The organism is Cellulomonas sp. EB106-03-03-XG116 (assembly GCF_058792015.1).
Genome location: NZ_JBYTEP010000029.1, coordinates 1 through 18,431 on the forward strand (window position 1 = coordinate 1; position 18,431 = coordinate 18,431).

General features: G+C 73.3%; 14 protein-coding genes. 6 read left to right on the forward strand and 8 right to left on the reverse strand.

The window, feature by feature from the left end:
• Together AC3WUG_RS11915 and AC3WUG_RS11920 are read right to left on the reverse strand one after the other, a co-directional pair.
• A partial coding sequence (locus AC3WUG_RS11915; protein ID WP_492327845.1) for a DEAD/DEAH box helicase occupies window positions 1-1,232 on the reverse strand: 1,232 nt, incomplete at its 3' end.
• 77 nt (window positions 1,233-1,309) lie between these two features.
• The gene (locus AC3WUG_RS11920) at window positions 1,310-1,996 is read right to left on the reverse strand and encodes a PilZ domain-containing protein (protein WP_492327846.1); all 687 of its coding nucleotides are present in this window, start codon (window positions 1,994-1,996) and stop codon (window positions 1,310-1,312) included.
• Between the two features lie 334 nt (window positions 1,997-2,330).
• On the opposite strand from AC3WUG_RS11920, the gene AC3WUG_RS11925 reads away from it, so the two are divergent.
• From AC3WUG_RS11925 to AC3WUG_RS11950, 6 genes are all read left to right on the forward strand, one after another.
• Entirely contained in the window at window positions 2,331-4,235 is a 1,905-nt protein-coding gene (locus tag AC3WUG_RS11925; RefSeq protein ID WP_492327847.1) for a putative bifunctional diguanylate cyclase/phosphodiesterase, read from the forward strand.
• Window positions 4,236-4,318: 83 nt separating this feature from the next.
• Window positions 4,319-4,960, forward strand: a complete 642-nt coding sequence (locus AC3WUG_RS11930; protein WP_492327848.1) for a hypothetical protein — start codon at window positions 4,319-4,321, stop codon at window positions 4,958-4,960.
• 25 nt (window positions 4,961-4,985) lie between these two features.
• Complete coding sequence (locus AC3WUG_RS11935) at window positions 4,986-5,720, forward strand: S24/S26 family peptidase (RefSeq protein WP_492327849.1); 735 nt, start codon at window positions 4,986-4,988, stop codon at window positions 5,718-5,720.
• Window positions 5,701-6,018, forward strand: a complete 318-nt coding sequence (locus AC3WUG_RS11940; protein ID WP_492327850.1) for a hypothetical protein — start codon at window positions 5,701-5,703, stop codon at window positions 6,016-6,018. Before AC3WUG_RS11935 ends, AC3WUG_RS11940 begins: the two co-directional genes overlap by 20 nt.
• 190 nt (window positions 6,019-6,208) lie before the next feature.
• Window positions 6,209-6,985, forward strand: coding sequence for an SDR family NAD(P)-dependent oxidoreductase (locus AC3WUG_RS11945; RefSeq protein ID WP_492327851.1), 777 nt, complete (start codon window positions 6,209-6,211; stop codon window positions 6,983-6,985).
• 180 nt (window positions 6,986-7,165) lie between these two features.
• A complete protein-coding gene (locus tag AC3WUG_RS11950; protein ID WP_492327852.1) occupies window positions 7,166-7,912 on the forward strand; it encodes a phosphoribosyltransferase in 747 nt (248 codons plus the stop codon).
• A gap of 7 nt (window positions 7,913-7,919) precedes the next feature.
• On the opposite strand, the gene AC3WUG_RS11955 is transcribed toward AC3WUG_RS11950, so the two are convergent.
• The 6 genes from AC3WUG_RS11955 to AC3WUG_RS11980 form a co-directional block, all read right to left on the reverse strand.
• Window positions 7,920-8,939 (reverse strand): glycosyltransferase family 2 protein, encoded by a 1,020-nt coding sequence (locus tag AC3WUG_RS11955; RefSeq protein WP_492327853.1) that lies wholly within the window; start codon window positions 8,937-8,939, stop codon window positions 7,920-7,922.
• The gene (locus AC3WUG_RS11960; protein ID WP_492327854.1) at window positions 8,936-9,577 is read right to left on the reverse strand and encodes a hypothetical protein; all 642 of its coding nucleotides are present in this window, start codon (window positions 9,575-9,577) and stop codon (window positions 8,936-8,938) included. Before AC3WUG_RS11960 ends, AC3WUG_RS11955 begins: the two co-directional genes overlap by 4 nt.
• Window positions 9,578-9,600: 23 nt before the next feature.
• Entirely contained in the window at window positions 9,601-12,003 is a 2,403-nt protein-coding gene (locus tag AC3WUG_RS11965; RefSeq protein WP_492327855.1) for a glycoside hydrolase family 3 C-terminal domain-containing protein, read from the reverse strand.
• Window positions 12,004-12,117: 114 nt separating this feature from the next.
• A complete protein-coding gene (locus AC3WUG_RS11970) occupies window positions 12,118-15,111 on the reverse strand; it encodes a glycoside hydrolase family 3 protein (RefSeq protein WP_492327856.1) in 2,994 nt (997 codons plus the stop codon).
• Between the two features lie 163 nt (window positions 15,112-15,274).
• Window positions 15,275-15,697, reverse strand: coding sequence for a hypothetical protein (locus AC3WUG_RS11975; RefSeq protein ID WP_217616498.1), 423 nt, complete (start codon window positions 15,695-15,697; stop codon window positions 15,275-15,277).
• Window positions 15,698-15,788: 91 nt separating this feature from the next.
• Window positions 15,789-18,185, reverse strand: a complete 2,397-nt coding sequence (locus AC3WUG_RS11980) for a glycoside hydrolase family 3 protein (protein WP_492327857.1) — start codon at window positions 18,183-18,185, stop codon at window positions 15,789-15,791.
• Between the last annotated feature and the right edge of the window lie 246 nt (window positions 18,186-18,431).

The following is an 18,431-nucleotide window of genomic DNA, read 5'->3' on the forward strand; positions in this document are numbered from 1 at the left end:
CCGCCGGACCCCGCGCCCCGCGCCCGGGACGGCTGCGCGGGCGCCGCGGCGGGCGCCGGCGTCACGTGCGCCGCCACCTCGCCGACCAGCGCCGCGACCACCGGCGAGCCCGGCGCGACGCGCTGCGGGGTCGCGGTGATCTTCGCCTTGCGGGTGAGGTCGCGGACGTCGCCGGCCTGCTCGGGGAGCATCACGGTGACGACGTCGCCGCCGGAGCCGGCGCGGGCGGTGCGGCCGGAGCGGTGCAGGTACGCCTTGTGCTCGGCCGGCGGGTCGACGTGCACGACGAGCTCGACGTCGTCGACGTGGATGCCGCGCGCCGCGATGTCGGTCGCGACCAGGACCTTGACCTCGCCGGACGTGAACGCCGCGAGGTTGCGCTCGCGCGCGCCCTGGCCGAGGTTGCCCTGCAGGTCCACGGCGGGGATGCCGTCCTGGGTGAGCTGCTTGGCGAGCTTCTTGGCCTGGTGCTTGGTGCGCGTGAACAGGACGCGGCGGCCGGTCCCGGAGGCGAGCTCCCGGACGACCTCCTTCTTGGCGTCGGCGTCCGCGACCGCGAGCACGTGGTGCGTCATGGTCGACACCGGCGCGACCTCGGGGTCGACCGAGTGCGTCGTCGGCTTGTCGAGGTACCGCTTGACCAGGGTGTCGACCCCGTTGTCGAGCGTCGCCGAGAACAGCAGCCGCTGGCCGCCGCGCGGGGTCTTGTCGAGCAGCCGCTTCACGACCGGCAGGAAGCCGAGGTCGGCCATGTGGTCCGCCTCGTCGAGCACGGTGATCTCCACCGCGTCGAGCGAGCACAGGCCCTGCTTGATGAGGTCCTCGAGCCGGCCGGGGCAGGCGACGAGGATGTCGATGCCGCCGTTCAGCGCGCTGACCTGGCGGCTCTGCGCGACGCCGCCGAACACGGTGGTCGACGACAGGCGGGCCGTGGCCGCGAGCGGCTCGATCGTGGCGTGGATCTGGGTGGCGAGCTCGCGGGTCGGCGCGAGGATCAGCGCGCGCGGGCGGGCCTTCGCGCGCTGGGACTTCGAGTCCGCGAGGCGGGTGACGACCGGCAGCGAGAACGCGATGGTCTTGCCGGAGCCGGTGCGGCCGCGGCCGAGCACGTCGCGCCCGGCGAGCGTGTCGGGCAGCGTGGCGGTCTGGATGGGGAACGGCTCGGTGATGCCGCGCTGCGCGAGGGACTGCGCGAGGGCGGCGGGCACACCGAGGTCGGTGAAGCGAGGCATGAAGGGGCGCCTTTCCGGCGGTGGTCGGGGGTCCGCGGCCGCTGCGCGCGGGGCGGCGACCGGCGCCGGCGGCTCGGTCAGGCGAGCTTCTGCTGGCGGCGCAGGGCGCCCTGCGTGCGCAGGACGTAGGAGAACAGCTCGTCCGTCTCCCGGTCGGAGGTCTCCACGAACCGGCAGCCGTAGTGCGTCCCGGAGCGCGAGGGCTGGGCACGGACGACGACCGCCTGCAGCCAGAACGCGGCGGACAGCTCGGGGAAGACGAACCTCACCTCGCTGCCCACGGGCAGCTCGGTCTGACTCATCATACGCATCCCGTGCGCGGAGACGTCGAGGACGGTGAACACGAACGGGACCTCGTCGGCCCCGCCGTCGACCGCCGCCGCCTCCGGCGCGGGGCCCGCGTCGTGCTCGTGGCCCTGCTCGTGCTCGTGCTCGTGCTCGTCCGGCACCGCCGCGAGCCGCGCGAACCCCTGCACCTCGACGTGCACCGCCACCCGCGCGACCGCGCGCTTCTGCAGCGTCGAGAGCAGCTCGACCCCGACGAACGCGACCGTGTCCGCGGTGATCCGGGCGACCTCGCCCTGGTACACGCACTCGCCGCGCGCGTCGTCGAGCACCCGGAGCAGGTAGACGTCGCCCTCGGCGACCCCGCGCACGATCCCCTCGAAGCCCGCCCAGAGCACGCCGTCCTCGAAGGTGCGGACGTAGCCGCTGAGGACGGCGTGGCCGTCGTGCTCGACCGAGCAGAGCGCGAGCTCGTGCATGCAGGCAGGTCCGTCCAGGGGGGCGTGAACAGGGCGTGGGCGGGGCGACGTTACCCCGAGCCGGGCGCGCGCACGTGCTCCGAACGGGTGGGGATCCGTGTCGCGACAGCTTCTCACCCGCCGTCCCCGCACCCGCCCGCCGCCCGCGGGCAAAACCGGCGAAACGCCACAACGCGGATCTTCTCGCCATTTCCGGCAGCGGCACCTACCCTCGGCCCCAGACCGGTGCGGACCCGCGCCGGCCGCGCCCCTCCGAGCAGACGAGGCTGAGCTGGCTACCCCGACCCGGCGCTGGCCCCTGACCCGGTACTTCGCCGTCGTCAGCGTCCTCGCCATGCTCGCGCTCGGCGTCGCGCTCGTGTGGGTCACCGGCAACGTGATGCGGGACCAGGCCCAGCGCGACGGCATCGCGCTCGCCCGCAGCATCGAGTCCTACGCCTCGGCCTCCGTGCCCGAGGAGGCGTTCACGATCGGCGTGCTCGCGCCCGAGCAGTCCGCGGCCGTCTCCGAGCAGGTCGCCGGGTTCCGCGAGCTGCGCCGGCTGCGGCTGTGGACCGTCGACTCGACGCTGCTCTACGACTCGCAGGCCGACGCCACGGGCTTCCCCGACGGCGACCGCCTGGACGCCGCGGTGCGGCAGGGCGAGCCCGACGCCCAGGTCGTCACCGAGGTGCGCGGCGAGGAGTTCGGCGGCTCGGAGTCGACGCTGCTCGACGTGTACGTCCCGGTGCGGCACGAGGGGGTGGTGGTCGGCGCGGCCGAGGTGATGCTGGACTACCAGGGCACGACCGACGCCGTCGCCAGCGCGACCCGGACGGTGACGCTGGTGGTCGCCGGCGGCCTGGCCCTGCTCTGGGTGCTGCTGTTCCGCACCGTCTGGAACGCCTCGCGCCGGCTGCAGTCCTCGGCGCTGGAGAACGCCCGGCTGGCGCTGCTCGACTCCCTGACCGGCCTGCCGAACCGCCGCATGCTGGGCGACAAGCTCGAGCGGTCCATCGCCGACGCGGAGGCGGCCGGCACGATCGTCGGCCTCGCGCTGCTCGACGTCGACCGGTTCAAGGACATCAACGACTCTCTCGGCCACGACCGCGGGGACGAGCTGCTGGAGCAGGTCGCCCAGCGGCTGCGCGGCGCGCTCCGCGAGCAGGACATGGTGGCGCGGCTCGGGGGCGACGAGTTCGCCATCGTGCTCACCGACGTGCGGTCGGTCGCCGACGCGGACGCCGCCGCCCGCCGGGTGCGCCAGCTGTTCGTGCCGCCGTTCATGCTGGGCGACCTCGCGCTGCACGTGGACACCTCGATCGGCGTCGCCTGCCTGCCCGACCACGCCGACGACGCGTCGTCGCTGATGCGGATGGCGGACGTCGCGATGTACACCGCCAAGACGCACCGGCTCGGCGTCTCGGTGTACTCGCCGGAGGAGGACGACTCCTCCCCCGCCCGGCTCGTCCTGCTCGGCGACCTGCACCGCGCGCTCGGCGTCGACGACGAGCTGGAGCTGCACTACCAGCCGAAGATCGACCTGCGCACCGGCCGCACCGTCGGCCTCGAGGCGCTCATGCGCTGGCGGCACCCCACCCGCGGGATGCTGCCGCCCGACCTGTTCGTGCCGCTCGCCGAGCAGTCCGGCCTCATCCACGACCTCACCCGGTACGCCCTGCGGGTCGCGGTCGCGCAGCTCGCCGCGTGGCGCACGCACGGCGAGCCCGTCCCCGTCGCCGTGAACCTCTCCGCGCACGACGTCACGTCGCACGCGGTCGTCGAGGTGATCGAGGACCTGCTGGCCCGGCACGACGTCCCCGCCGAGCTGCTGGAGGCCGAGATCACCGAGACCGCCCTGGTCAGCGACCCGTCGCGCGTCGTCCCGGTCCTGCAGCGGCTCGGCGACGCCGGCGTCCGGGTGTCGATCGACGACTTCGGCATCGGCAACACCTCGATCTCCCAGCTGCGCGACCTGCCCGTGCACGGCCTCAAGATCGACCGGCTGTTCGTCGCCGACCTCACGACCCGCGGCGGCGAGGGGTCGGAGGTCATCGTCAAGGCGATGGTCGACCTGGCCCACTCGTTCGGCCTGCAGGTGGTCGCGGAGGGCGTCGAGGACACCACGACCGCCGAGCTGCTGCGCCGGCTCACCGTCGACCAGGCGCAGGGCTACCTCTACTCCCCCGCCGTCGCGCCGGACCGGCTGCGACCCGAGGACCTGCCGCGTGACCCCGCCTCGCGACACGCCGTCACGTGACTTCACTCCAGAAACGGGCAGATCGCCTCAAGGTGCGCCACCATTCGTCCGATAGGCCCTGGTAACACCCGTTCCGATCACCCGTGAGGATGACCACCCGGATGGACGAGCTGCTCCGCGAGATGATCACGCCCCCGCCCCCGCGGCGGGACCCGGCGCGGCGACGCCGCCTGGTCGCGACCGTCGGGATCCTCGGCATGGCCGCGCTCGGCATGACCTCCCTGGTGACCTCCGCGATCTTCACGGACAACGACGACGCCGGGCGCTCCGGCATCATCACCGGCTCCGTCGACATCGAGGCCGGCGAGGACGCCGCGTTCGCGCTGCCGCCCGGCAACCTCGCCCCCGGCGACGAGGTCTACAGCCCCGTCACCGTCACCAACGCCGGCTCGCTCGCCCTGGTCTACGGCGTGCAGTACGCCGCCACGAGCGACGCCAAGAACCTCGCGGCGACGCTGTCGCTGGACGTCTTCGCCGTGCCCGCCGCGCAGTGCACCGAGGCCGGGCTCGCCGGCGCCGCGCCGATCGGCTCCTCCGGCGCGGGGCTCGCGACGACCCCCACCGAGATCGTCCCGGTCGACCGGTCGCTGTACTCCTCGGCGGCCGAGGACCTGTGCGTCCGCGTGTCGGTCCCGCAGGAGATCGGCAACGAGTACCAGGAGGCGTCCGCGGACCTGCAGCTGACGTTCGTCGCCGAGCAGGACCCCACCGACCCGCACCGCTGATCCCGCCGGAGGCGCTGAGACGCAGATGAGCAGGAGGCCGGCCCCCGCGGTCGAGCGCCGGGCACCCCACCCGGAGCGACCGCGGCACGCCACCCCCCAGTCGAAGGGCCGCCGCGCGCTGCGCACGGCCCTGTGGACCGTCATCGTCGTCTGCGGCCTCGCGTACGCGACCTCGCTCGCGGTGCCCCTGTGGTTCCAGGCCAACGGCCAGCGCCTGCTCATCGTCACGTCCGGCTCGATGTCCGGCCCCGAGCAGGGGTCGTTCGACGCCGGCGACGCCGTGGTCATGCGCCGGATCGACGACCCGTCGCAGCTGCGCGTCGGCCAGGTCGCGACGTTCTGGCCCGCCGGCGGCGACCAGCTCGTGACGCACCGGATCATCGCCCTGCGCAACCTGCCCGTCCTCCAGCAGGACGCCGCCAGCGGCCGCATGGTCCAGGCCTACGACCCCGAGACCGGCGACGCCCTGACCCGGCCGTACATCTACACCAAGGGCGACGCCAACACCGAGCCCGACCCGAACGCCACCCCGCTCAGCCAGGTCCGCGGCATCATCCTCGACGTCTACCCGCGCTGGGGCTGGGTGCTCGACTGGGCGGGCTCGGCGCGGGGGCGCGCCGTCATGCTGGTGCCGCCGCTCGCGGCGCTGGCGACGCTCGAGGTGCTGTCCCTGCTCGACGACCGGCGCGCGCGGCGCGCCGCCGGCGAGCGCCGGCCGTCCGCGCGCGAGCGGCACGACGATGCGCTCCTCCTCGGCTGACCCGCGCCCCGCGGCGGGGGCGCAGGAGGCGACCGGCGGCGCGGCGGGCGCGGCGCCCGGCGCGGCGGCGCGGGACGCGGGCGAGGCGCCGCTGCTCGGGCGCTGGGGCCGGCTGGTCCTGGCGACGCTCCTGGTCGGAGCCGCGCTCCTCGGCCCGGCGGCGGGGTTCGCGTCGGCGCAGTTCGGCTCGACCGCCACGGTGACGATCACCATCACCATCACCCCGACGGACGGCGCCGCGCCGGCCCCGACGGACGCCCCGACCGCCACGCTGGACGAGCCGACCCCGCTGCCCTGATCCTCCGCGGTCGTGCGCGCGTCGCCGCCGCCGCCGCCGCCGACGCCGCCGAGATTGCAGCAGACGCGGGGTTCACCGCACCGGAACCCCGCATCTTCTGCAACCTCGGCGCGGCCCGGGCGTGGCGCGGCAGACTGGCGCGCAGCGGGGGCGCAGCGGAGCGGCCCCGCCCGGGGCGTCGGGGGTCGGCATGCTGCTCGAGAACAGGATCGCGGTCGTCTACGGGGCGGCCGGCGCGGTCGGCGGCGCGACCGCCCGGACGTTCGCGCGGGAGGGCGCGCACGTCGTGCTGGTCGGCCGCCGGCGCGACCCGCTGGACGCGGTCGCCACCGGGATCCAGCGCGCCGACGGGCGCGCGGAGGTCGCGGTCGTGGACGCGGCGGACCCCGAGGCCGTCGACGCGCACGTCTGCGCCGTGGTCGCCGAGCACGGCCGGCTGGACGTCAGCCTCAACGCGACCAGCCTGCGCGGCGACCTGCAGGGCACTCCGCTGCGCGAGATGCCGGTCGACGACTTCCTGCTGCCCGCGCTGACCGGGCTGCGCTCGCAGTTCTGCACGGCGACCGCCGCGGCCCGGCGGATGACGGAGGCGGGCTCGGGCGCGATCCTCATGCTGTCCACCTCGGCGGCGGCGCTCGCCGGCCGGGACCGCCGGTTCCACGCGACCGGCGGGTTCGGGGTGGCGTGCGCGGCCGTCGAGGAGCTGACCCGGTCGCTCGCGGGCGAGGTCGGCCGGCACGGCGTGCGGGTGGTGTGCCTGCGGCCCGACGCGCTGCCGGAGACGTGGGGCGAGCGGACCCCGGCGGTCCGCGAGGCCGAGCGGTTCATGACCGAGGGCACCGCGCTCGACCGGATGCCGACGCTCCAGCAGGTCGCGGACGCGGCGGCGTTCGCGGCGTCGGACCGCGCGGGCGCGGTCACCGGCGCGATCCTGGACCTGACGTGCGGCTCGGTCATGCAGCGCTGAGCGCGGCGGCCGGACCGCGGGCGGTGCGGCGGTCCGGCCCCGGTGAGGTCGTCACACGCGGGTGAGGTCGTCACTCCTGGGTGACGACCTCACCGCGATGTGACGACCTCACCGGCCGGGGTGCCTCCGCGCCGGGCCACGTGGGCGGAGGCCCGCGGGGCGCGTAGCGTCGGAGGGACCATGGGTCGGGAGCCGTTCGCGGACCGGGCGCAGGCGGGCGCCGCGCTCGCGGGGCGGCTCGCGGCCACCGCCGGGCTCGCGGCCTCCGCCGGGCTCATGCCCGCCCCCGGTCCCCCCGCGTCCGCCGTCGCTCCGCCCGCGTCGCCGTCCGCCCGGCCCGGCGTCGTCGTCCTCGCGCTCCCCCGCGGCGGCGTGCCGGTGGCTGTCCCCGTCGCCGAGGCGCTCGGCGCGCCGCTCGACGTGCTGGTGGTCCGCAAGCTCGGCCTGCCGCAGCAGCCGGAGCTCGCGATGGGCGCGCTCGCCGGGCTGGGCGGCGAGGTGGTGGAGGTGCGGCACGCGCCGGTGCTGCGGGCCGCTCGGGTGCCGTCGGCGGTCCTCGACGCGGTGCGCGCGGCGGAGCTCGCGGAGCTGCGCCGGCGCGAGGCCGCCTTCCGGCGCGACCTGCCCGCGCTGCCGGTGGCGGGGAGAGTGGTGGTCGTGGTGGACGACGGCGCGGCCACCGGGTCGACCGTCCGCGCGGCCGTGGCCGCCCTGCGCCGCGGCGGTGCGCGGCGGGTGGTCGTGGCGCTGCCGGTGTGCCCGCCCGACACGGCCGCCGTGCTGGCCGCGGAGGCCGACGAGCTGGTGTGCCTCCGGTCGCCGGCGCGGTTCCAGGCGGTGGGGCTGGAGTACGCGGACTTCTCCCCGCCGCACGACGAGGAGGTGGCGGGCCTGCTGCGGTCGGCCCGCGCGGCCCGGCCGGTCTAGACCCGCGTCAGCTGAACCCGATCGCCCGCTGCGCGACCCGGTACGCCAGCACCGACACCCGGCGCCCCGCGGGCCCGGGCAGGTTCGAGATCTGCCCCAGCACCGACCAGCGCACCTTGCGGTACAGCCACGGGTCCTGCGCCCGCAGCTCGGACCACAGCCGGTCCTTCTCCGCCAGGTGCCCGCGCGTGCCCGCGCGGATGAGCAGGATCGACGACACGGCGCAGATGATCTCGACGTAGTGCAGCCGGTAGGCCCGCAGCCGCCGGTCGGCGACCCGCACCCGGGACAGGTGCTCGAGCATGAGCCGGTTGACCCGCAGCTGCTGGTCGATTCGCCGGATCATCACGGCCTCCTGCACCGACTGGTCCGACCGCCCGATGAAGTACCGGTACAGGTCGACGTCCAGGTAGTACAGCGTCGAGACGTGCGCCAGCGGCACCAGCGCGTACAGGTTGTCGACGTAGAACGTGTGCTCCGGCAGCACCAGGCCCGCCTCGCGCAGCACGGCCGTGCGGTAGGTCAGCGCGTGCATCATCAGGTACTGCCGCTTGGCGAACCGCCGGGTCTGGCCCCAGTGCAGCACCCGGCCGGCGGGCAGCGCGCCCTGGTAGCGCACGACGGTCTTGGTGCGCTTGCCGACCTTCTCGTACACGAAGTTCGACACCAGCAGGTCGACGGGCCGGCCGGCGTCGAGGAACCCGCGCAGGGTGTCCAGCACCGCCCCGAGCGCCGGGCCGTCCACCCAGTCGTCCGCGTCCACGACCTTGAGGTAGGCGCCGCGCGCCTCGGCCAGCCCGGCGTTGATCGCCGACCCGTGGCCGCCGTTCGGCTTCGAGATCAGCCGGACGACGCCGGGGTGCGCCGCCTCGTAGGTGCGGGCGAGCGCCGCGGTCCCGTCCGTCGAGCCGTCGTCCACGACCAGCACCTCCACGCCGTCGGACCCCACGAGGGAGTCGAGGGCGCGTGCGAGGTACGGCTCCGCGTTGTACGCGGGGACGACGACGGTCAGGACCGGGGTGCTCACGCCGAGCGCACCTCCGTGGCGTCCGCGGCGGCGGCGGCCGGGGCCGCGTCCTCCGGGACCTGCTTGAAGATGACCTTGAAGATCGGGAAGAACACCCAGAACGAGATCGCGGCGTTGATGATCATCGTGACGAAGTCGGCCAGGGTCTCGCCGGTGCCGCCCAGGCCCCAGGTGTCGATGAACAGGTCGTAGATCGGCGCCTTGTACAGGCCCTGGAGGGCGGCCGCGGCGATCGTGATGATGACGTACGCGATGGCGTACCAGGTCGCGGCCTTGACGACCGACGAGTTCGACTTGAACGTGATGCTGCGCTGGGCGAAGAAGTTGATGACCTGCGCGATCAGCAGGGTGATCTGCACGGCCAGGAAGTATGCCAGCCCGCCGCCGCCGGCCGGCAGGGCGCCGGCCGCGTAGTCGAACACGAAGTACTGGGAGCCGTCCGGGTTGGAGCCGACCGGCCAGACCTGGAACGAGGTGTCGACCAGCGACGTCATGCCGAACAGCCACTTGATGAGCGGCATGAGCGCGAGCTGCAGCACGGTGATGCCGTTGCTCAGCACGAGGAACACGACGAACTGGGCGACGCCGGGGCGCTTGGTCGCGAACCGGCCCCAGGCGTCCTTGATGCGGGTGAACATGCGAGCGGGTCTCTCTTCCGAGGTCAGGCGTCGCCGCGCAGCTGGCGCGCGGTGGTGCGGTTGGCGCGGCGGTTGCGGACGAACCCGCGGATCGTGGCGCCGGCGCCGGCGAAGAAGTGGCCGTTGACGATGCGGACGATGCCGTCGACCATCTCGGCGCTGACCATGCCGCCTGTCATCTTCCCGATGGCCCGGAACGGCATGTTGAGCAGGAACAGGATGTTGAGGTCGGGCTTGCCCTTCCGGTCCGCGCGGTCGCGCAGGAGCGCGAGCACCCGGTACGCGAGCCGGGCCAGCGGGCTGCGCGCGGTCTGCATCCGGCCGAGCGCGTCGTTGACGCCGAGCGGCCCGGACCAGGACGCCGGCGGGACCGGCCGGCCGAGCAGGGCGGCGAAGTCGGCGTCGGGCACGTGCCGGACGTCGCCCGTGCGGTACCGCTCGGGGGCGGGGTCCTCCGCCACGGGCGGCACCGTCCCGGCGACCTCGACGGTGGCCTTCTCGGTCAGGTCGGCGACGTTCGCGCCGGCGAGCACGGTCCAGGTGCCGCGCTCGACCTGCCAGGACCCGGTCCCGACGTCGAAGTGCCGGAACGCGGCGTCGCCCAGCGGGACCGTCACGGTGGCGGACTCCCCCGGCGCGAGCTCGACCCGGGCGAACCCGGCGAGCGTGCGGTCCGGGCGGTGGACGCCCGGTGTCTCGCGCCGGACGTAGACCTGCACGACGTCGGCGCCGGCGACGGCGCCCGTGTTGGTCACCGTCACCGTGGCGGCGTCGGCCGTCGCGGTCAGGCCCGAGTAGGCGAAGGTCGTGTACGACAGCCCGAAGCCGAACGGGAACGTCACCGGCACGCCCGCGGTCGTGTAGTACCGGTAGCCGACGAACAGGCCCTCGCGGTACTCGGCGGTGCGCTGCTGCCCCGGGAACGTGTCCGCGGTCGGGGTGTCGGACAGCCGCACCGGCACGGTCTCGGCGAGCCGCCCGGCGGGGTTCGCGGCTCCGGTCAGCACGTCGAGCAGCGCGCCCGCGCCCGCCTGGCCGGACAGGTAGCCGTGCACCAGCGCCTGCGCGGAGCCCAGCCACGGCATCTCGACGACGCCGCCGGCCGAGAGCACCACGACGGTGCGCGGGTTCGCGGCGGCGACGGCCTCGAGCAGCTCGGTCTGCGCGGCGTGCAGCGCGAGGGTGGACCGGTCCAGCCCCTCGGACTCGGCGATCTCGTCCAGGCCGAGGAACAGCAGGGCGACGTCGGCGCCGCGGGCCGCCTCGACGGCCTCGGCGCGCAGCGCGGCGTCGGGGGCGCCGTTGCGCCGGAACCCGGCGGCGAACGACGTCATCTCCAGCCCGGAGTCGCCGATCACGTCCAGCACCGAGTCCAGGCGGGTCGGGTTCACGGCCGAGGAGCCGGCGCCCTGGTAGCGCGGGGTGCGGGCGAAGTCGCCGATCACCGCGACCCGGGTCCCGGCGGCCAGCGGCAGGATCGCGTCCTCGTTCTTCAGCAGCACGGCGGAGCGCGCGGCGACCCGGCGGGCCAGCGCGTGGTGCGCGGCGTCGTCGACGGCCGGGGCCGTCCCCGGCTCCCGGGCCTCGGCCACGAGGCGCAGCACCTCGGCGGCCCGGGCGTCCAGGTCGGCCTCGGCCAGCCGGCCGTCCCGCACCGCGGCGACCAGCTGCCGCGCCGAGTCCAGCCCGGCCGCCGGCATCTCCAGCGTCCCGCCCGCGGCGGCCGCCGCCACGATGTCGTTCGAGCCGCCCCAGTCGGAGACGACCGCGCCGTCGAAGCCCCACTCGTCCCGGAGCACGGTGCCGAGCAGGAACGGGTCCTCGTGGGCGTAGGTGCCGTTCACCAGGTTGTAGGACGACATGATCGTCCGCGGCCGCGCGGTCTCGACGACGATGCCGAACGCGGTCAGGTAGATCTCCCGCAGCGTCCGCTCGTCGACCACGGAGTCCGACGCCATCCGGCGCAGCTCCTGGGAGTTCGCGGCGTAGTGCTTGGGGCAGGCCGCCACGCCGGCGGCCTGGATGCCGCGCACGTACCCGGCGGCCATCCGCCCGGCCAGCAGCGGGTCCTCGGAGAAGTACTCGAAGTTCCGCCCGCCCAGCGGGGAGCGCTTGATGTTCAGGCCCGGGCCCAGCAGCACGTCGACGTCCTGCGCGGCGGCCTCGGCGCCGAGCGCCCGCCCGACCTCCTCGGCGAGCTCGGGGTCCCAGGTGTTCGCGACCGCCGCGGCGGTCGGGAAGCAGGTCGCCGGCTGCGACTCGGCGATGCCGAGGTGGTCCGCGGCACCGGTCTGCTTGCGCACACCGTGCGGCCCGTCCGCCAGCCAGAGCGAGCGCACGCCGTGCCGCGGCAGGTCGTACGTCTCCCAGACCGTCTTGCCGGTGAGCAGGGCGGCCTTCTCCAGCGGGGTCAGGTTCTCGATCATGGCGTCCTCGGCGGTGGTGCGGCGTGGCGGTGGTTCGGGGGGACCGGGGTCGCGGCCCCGGCCGCCGGGCCGGCAGTGGTGGGCACTGCCGGCCCGGCGGGGCGGCTCAGCGGGTCAGTGCCCCGCGGAGACCGGCTCGGCGTCGCCCTGCGGCGCCGCCGGCTCGGCGGTCCTCCGGTGCCGGAGGACCCGCCGGGTCACCATCAGCGCGCCGGCCACGACGAGCAGGCCGACGAGGATGGACGCGCCGATCTGGATGTAGACCCAGGTGGGGGGCGTGTAGGAGACCGTGGCCCCCGGCGCCAGCCCGTTCACCGCGTTGGAGTTGGCGACCGTGAACAGGATGTTGTGGGTCGCCTCGCGGATGTCCGACACCGCCTTGGCCGAGGAGGTGTCCGCGAGAGACTTCGACGGCTGGAAGGTCAGGGTCAGGTCCGTACCCGCGCTGATCGACTGGTTCGGGTTCATGTACGGGTAGAGGTTGAAGTCCGAGATGGCGAAGCCCTCGAAGCCCCACTCCCCGCGCAGCACGTCCGTCATCAGCGCCTCGGAGCCGCCGGCCCAGGTGGCGCCGATGCGGTTGAACGAGCTCATGATCGCGGTGGAGCCGACCGTGGTCGTCTCGATCGTGCCCTCGTCGTCGGCGAGGTACGGGACCTCCATCGAGATGTTCTTGACGGCCATCTCGAACGGCTTGAGGTAGATCTCGCGGATCGTCTGCTCGGTCGCCCAGGTGGCGATGCCGTTGTTGACCCGGTTGGTCTCCTGGTCGTTCAGCGCGAAGTGCTTGAGCGTGGTGTACACGCCCTTCTCCGCCGCGCCGTTGGCGACCGAGGTCATCATCCGGCCGGACAGGAACGGGTCCTCCGAGTAGTACTCGAAGTTGCGGCCCGCGAACGGCGAGCGGTGCAGGTTGGCCGCCGGGGCGTACCAGCCGTTGATGTCCTTGAACATCGCCTCGTTGCCGAGCATCTCGCCCATCGCGCGGCCCAGGTCCACGTCCCACGTCTGCGCGATGAGGAACTCGGACGGGTAGGCCACGCCGTTGATCGACGAGTTGATGAAGGAGGAGAAGCCGGCCGGGCCGTCGGGCTCGGTGGTCTGCGGCTTGCCGATCGAGCCGATGGCGGCGGTCTGGTACGCGCCGTTGAGCAGCATGTCGGTCATGTCGCCGACGCTCAGCGAGTCGAGCAGCTCGTCCCACTGCGGGTCGTCCTTGGGCAGGCCGCGCAGGTCGATCAGCGACAGCTCGGTGCTGGCGCCGGTCGTCGGCATCTCGCCGTCGAAGGCGTCCGCCTCGGCGTCGACGTCCCAGGCCGCGAAGCCCTCGGCGACGGCGTCGCTCGCGACCAGCTGGTCACCGGTCGGCGCGGTCGGGAACGTGCCGGCGAAGTCCGCGCGGGACATCGCCAGGATCTTGCCGTCCTCCGGCTCGGTGCTGAACTGCGCCGAGACGTCGTCGAACTGGTTGGTGACCTCGGCGAGGTCGGTGGAGCGGTGGTTCTCGCCGGAGTACACGACGTCGGAGTCGACGGTGTAGGTGATCGGCTCGGTGCCGGCGGCGACGGTGTGCGAGTCGGTGCGGACCGAGATCGCGTAGTCCCCGGCCTCGAGCACGTAGGCGCCGGCGTCCGCGTAGTCGTAGGACGCCATGTCCTCGACCGGGAGCTCCAGGGTCACGGACTCGCTCGCGCCCGGCTCGATGACGCCGGTCTTGGCGAAGTCGCCGAGGACGACCTCGGACTTCTCGATGCCGCCCGGGGTGTACGGGGCGGTGTAGTACAGCTCGACGACGTCCTTGCCCGCGACGGTCCCGGTGTTGGTGACGTCGACGGTCACGGCGATGGTGCCGTCCACCTCGCCGGCCTCGGTGCCGGTGACGGTCCAGGCGAAGTCGGTGTACGACAGGCCGTAGCCGAACGGGTACACGACGGCCTCGTCGTAGTCGAGGAAGCCCTCGGCCGCGGCGGTCTCGTAGTACCGGTACCCGAAGTAGATGCCCTCGGCGTAGTTCACGAACGGCGCCTCGTCGGTCACGGTCGCGTTCGACGTCGCGGTCTCGACCGCCGACACCGGGTAGGACACCGACAGGTTGTCGTAGAGGAACCCGCCGAAGTTGACGAAGGTCGGGTCGGCGGTGAAGTCCGCGACCCACAGGTCCGAGGTGCGGCCGGACGGGTTGACCTCGCCGGACAGGATGGTGCCGACGGCGTTCAGGCCGGTGGCGCCCGGGGAGCCGGCGAGCAGGATCGCGTCGACCCCGGCGTCCGCCTGCAGGTCGCCCATCTCGATGGTGGTCGAGGAGTTCACGACGACCACGACCGTGTCGAAGCTCGCCTTGGCGAGCTCGATCAGGTCCTTCTCGTCCTTGTTCAGCTCGAGCTGGTGCTGGCCGGGCTCCGCGTTGTCGTCCCAGTCGGACATGTCGCGGGTCAGGTCGCCGCCCTCGCCGCCGGGACGGCCGATGAAGACGACCGCGGCGTCGGAGTACTCGGCGAAGGACGAGGACTGCGCCTCGTAGCCGTCGACCGGCATCTCGCCGATGAAGTAGGTCGAGATGTCGGGGCGGTCCATCTCGATGAAGCCGCGCGGGTTCTCGGCGGCGTACGCCTCGATCGCGCCGTACACGGCGTCGTTCACGGTGAAGCCGGCGTTCTCCAGGCCCTGGCGCGCGTTCACGGCCGAGTTGGTGTCCACCGAGCCGGAGCCGGAGCCGCCGAACACGGGGTCCGCGGCCGCGCGGCCGAGCATGGTCACGCTGGACCCGGCCGCCAGGGGCAGCGCGGCGCCCTCGTTCTTCGCCAGGACGATGCCGGCGCCGGAGATCTCCTCGACGAGCTCCTTCGCGGCGGCGTCGACCTCGTCGATGCTGTCGAAGTCGGCGCTGTAGTACTCGGTGTCCCAGTCGGCCGACTCCTCGGCGTTCGTGAACTCGTACGTGCCCGAGCCGAACTGGGAGGCGACCCAGCCGCCGGCGACGACGAGCGCGACGTTCGCGACCACCGCGATCACGGTGACCAGCGAGAGCACCGGCACCCAGATCCACAGGTACTTCTTGTTCGACATCGGCCTCTTCGCGCGATCGGCGTTCTTCGCCCTGGCGTTCACTGCATTCCTCCTCGAGTGCTGACCGGCGATCAGGCTAGGTGTGCCGATCGGGGCCGTCCGGCGCGGCAGCACGATCAGTCGGTTTCGCGGCACGGACTGTCACGCGCCGCGTGCCCTGTCCGGCCGGCCCGCGACGGGGCCGGCCGGACGGGCGGGCGGAGGACTACTCCGTCACCTCGGTGATGGTGCCGTCCTGGTCGATCTGCCAGGTCTGGCCGGTCTCGGCCGAGTCGCCGTCGATCGTGTACTTGCCGCCGTCGATGTTGACGGTCCCCTGGATGCGGGACGCCGCCTCCGAGAAGGTGTAGGGCACCACGAGCAGGCCGTACTTGACGGTCGGCGCCGAGACGTCGCTCGCGAGCATGATCTGGGCCCAGGAGTCGTCCTCGGCCAGCGCGTCGGCGACGGCGGTGCGGGCGTTCTCCAGGTCCTCCGCGATGTCCGACTCGGACGCCGCCTGCTCGCCCGAGGACGAGTCGTTGCTGCTGCTGCCGCCGTCGTCGCTGCCGCAGGCGGTGAGGCCGAAGACACCGGTGAGGGCGACGACGACGCCGAGGGCGGAGGTCAGGGCCTTGTTGCGCTTCACTTCTGTGCTCCTTGGTGGGTGCTGGCCGCGGGCCCACCCCGCGGCCCGGGTCCGCCTGACGGCGGCTCCGCCTGCGCGGGCGGTGGGTGCGTCAGCCCTCGATCGGGCCCGCGTAGTTCAGGCCGAAGCCGAACAGGTAGGAGTTGCCGGCCGCGTCGACGTACGGCTCGGTGTCCTCCTGGACGTCCTCCAGCTGCTTCTCGACCGCGTCCATGGAGGCCGGGAAGCCGATCGGCAGGCGGCCCTGGGGCTCGTTGAGGCCGATCGCGGTCTCGATGAGCGCCTGGTCGCTGACCCCGAAGCCGACGAGGATCGCGTCGGACTTCGCCTCGAACTCGGCCGGGACGGTCGGGTTCTTGGCCTTGAGGACCGTGATGACCGGGATGTCCTTGCCGGACGCCTCGACGGCGGCCACGGCGCGCTCGAACGCGTCGAGGTCCGACTCGTTCGACGTGCGCGAGGTGTTGCCGAAGTAGGACCGGTTCTCCTGCGTGCCGTCGGCCAGGAGGTCGCCCGAGATCGAGACCTTCCGGACGTTCTCGCCGTCGGCGGTGTACGGGCGGTACTGCAGGGAGAGCGGGTACCACTCACCGGTGGTCTCGTCGTGGCCGGAGTTGGCGAACACGGCGCCCGAGCTCGGGCTGTCCATGCCGACCAGCACGAGGTCCACGTCGGACAGGTCCGGGGCGGTGTAGCTCGTGACCTTGCCGTCCGCGTCCTCGACGGCCTCGTCGGTGACGACCTTCGCGAAGTAGTCCTCCGCGATCTCGACCGTCAGGCCGGGGCCCTCGGAGTACTCGCCGGGGCCGAACAGACCGGCCTGGCCGGTGTCGTAGCTGCGCGGGATGTACACGGTCTTGTCGGCCCAGTCGCCGGCCTCGGCGGCGGCGACGGTGTCGGCGTCGTTCTTCAGCATCACGACCGAGTCGAGCTGCGCCTGGTAGCCGGCGTCCATCTTGTCCTGGCTCGCGACGACGTCCTTCGACTCGTCGAGGTCGAGGTAGGCGTTCTCGTACAGGCCCGGCTGGAACAGCATGGTCAGGATCCGGGTGCCCGACTCCTCGAAGCGGGTCTGCGCGTCGACGTCGTTCTCGCCGGCCTCGAAGTCCGCCTGCCACATGTCGTACGCCGCGAGCACCGGCTCGACCGCGTTGTTGCCGCCGAACATGTCGACGCCGTTCTTCAGGATGGCGTAGTGCCGCTCCTCGACCGTCAGGTCGTCGGCGCCCCACGAGGTGCCGATGAACGCCTCGGGGTCGGTGTTCCCGCCCGCGGTGACGCCCCAGTCGGTCACGACCACGCCGGTGAAGTTCTCCCGCAGCAGGCCGGTGCGGTACGAGTCGTAGGCGGAGCCCATGCGGTCACCGCCGCCGAGCGGCTGGCCGTCGCCGTCCAGGGCGATGGAGTAGGCGGTCATGACCGCGGCGGAGTCCATCGCGCCCAGGAATACCTCGGCGTGCGCGTCGAAGTTGTCGCCCGGGTAGACGCCGTACTTGCCGGCCTCGGTGTGCGACTCGCGGCCGCCCTCGCCCGGGCCGTCGCCGGCCCAGTGCTTGATCATCGCGTTGACCGACTCGTCGCCCCAGCCGTCCGTGCCCGGCGTCGTCTGGAAGCCGTCGACGTAGGCGGTCGCCATGGCCGAGGCCAGCTCGACGTTCTCGCCGAACGTGCCGTCGACCCGCAGCCAGCGCGGCTCGGTCGCCAGGTCGATCTGCGGGCTCAGCGCCGTGCCGATGCCCAGCGCGCGGTACTCCGCGGAGACCGCCTGCGCGAACGTCGTCATCGTCTCGGTGTCGAACGTCGCGGCCAGGCCGAGGTTCGACGGCCACCGCGAGATGTCGCCGGACGCGTTGTAGTCGCCGCCGGACTCCGCGGTGGACCGCGGGTCGGAGGAGAAGTTCACCGGGACGTAGGGCTCGTCCTCGGTCGCCAGCTCCTCGGCGTACTCCTGGAGCTGGTTCGACCAGGTCACGTTGGCCTCGACCTCGTTCGGGCCCGCGTTGAGCACGTTCCGGAGCCGCGACTCCGCCATGTACTCCTTCTGCGCGTCCGTCAGGCCGTCCGCGGGCGAGCGCTCGTGCGAGCTGAACAGCATGAGGCCGGCGATCTGCTCCTTGGACAGGTGCTGCGCCAGGTCCGCCGCGCGGTCCTGAGACGCCTCCCGCCAGTCCTCCCAGAGGTCGAGCTCGCCGTTGCCGTTCATGTCCTTGAACGCGTACTCCTGGCCGTCGATCTCCTCGGTGAGGAGCTCGACGCCGCTGTCCTTGCCGTAGGACAGCACGGGTCCGTCGCCCGGGTTCGTGACGACGACGAACTCGGTCTTGCCGTCGGTCACCTCGCGGGTGGTGAAAGAGTCGCCCGCCCGGGTGTCCTCGTCCGACGAGGAGGGGGAGCACGCCGTGAGGGCGAACAGGGCGAGACCCGCCACCGCCGCCGCACCCTTGACGTACCCGCCGTTGCGCCGTCGCACCGTGATGGTTGTCTTCATCGACCTTCCCTTGTCATCTCGCGGCTCTGCTCGCGCGCCGCCGGCGCCGCGCCCTCGTCGGGCGGTGCCGGCGTCCCGTGTGCGCGCCACAGCGCACCTGGAGAACCGATCGCGACCCGTGACTCGACGTCCTCGTCCTGCGGTCGCGGGGCCCAGTCGACCAGCGCGGCAGCGGCCTGGGAGCGGGGCGTCGAAAGACTGTCGGTTCGGGAGCACAAACGGTCGGCAAGGTCACGGCGGGGTCAC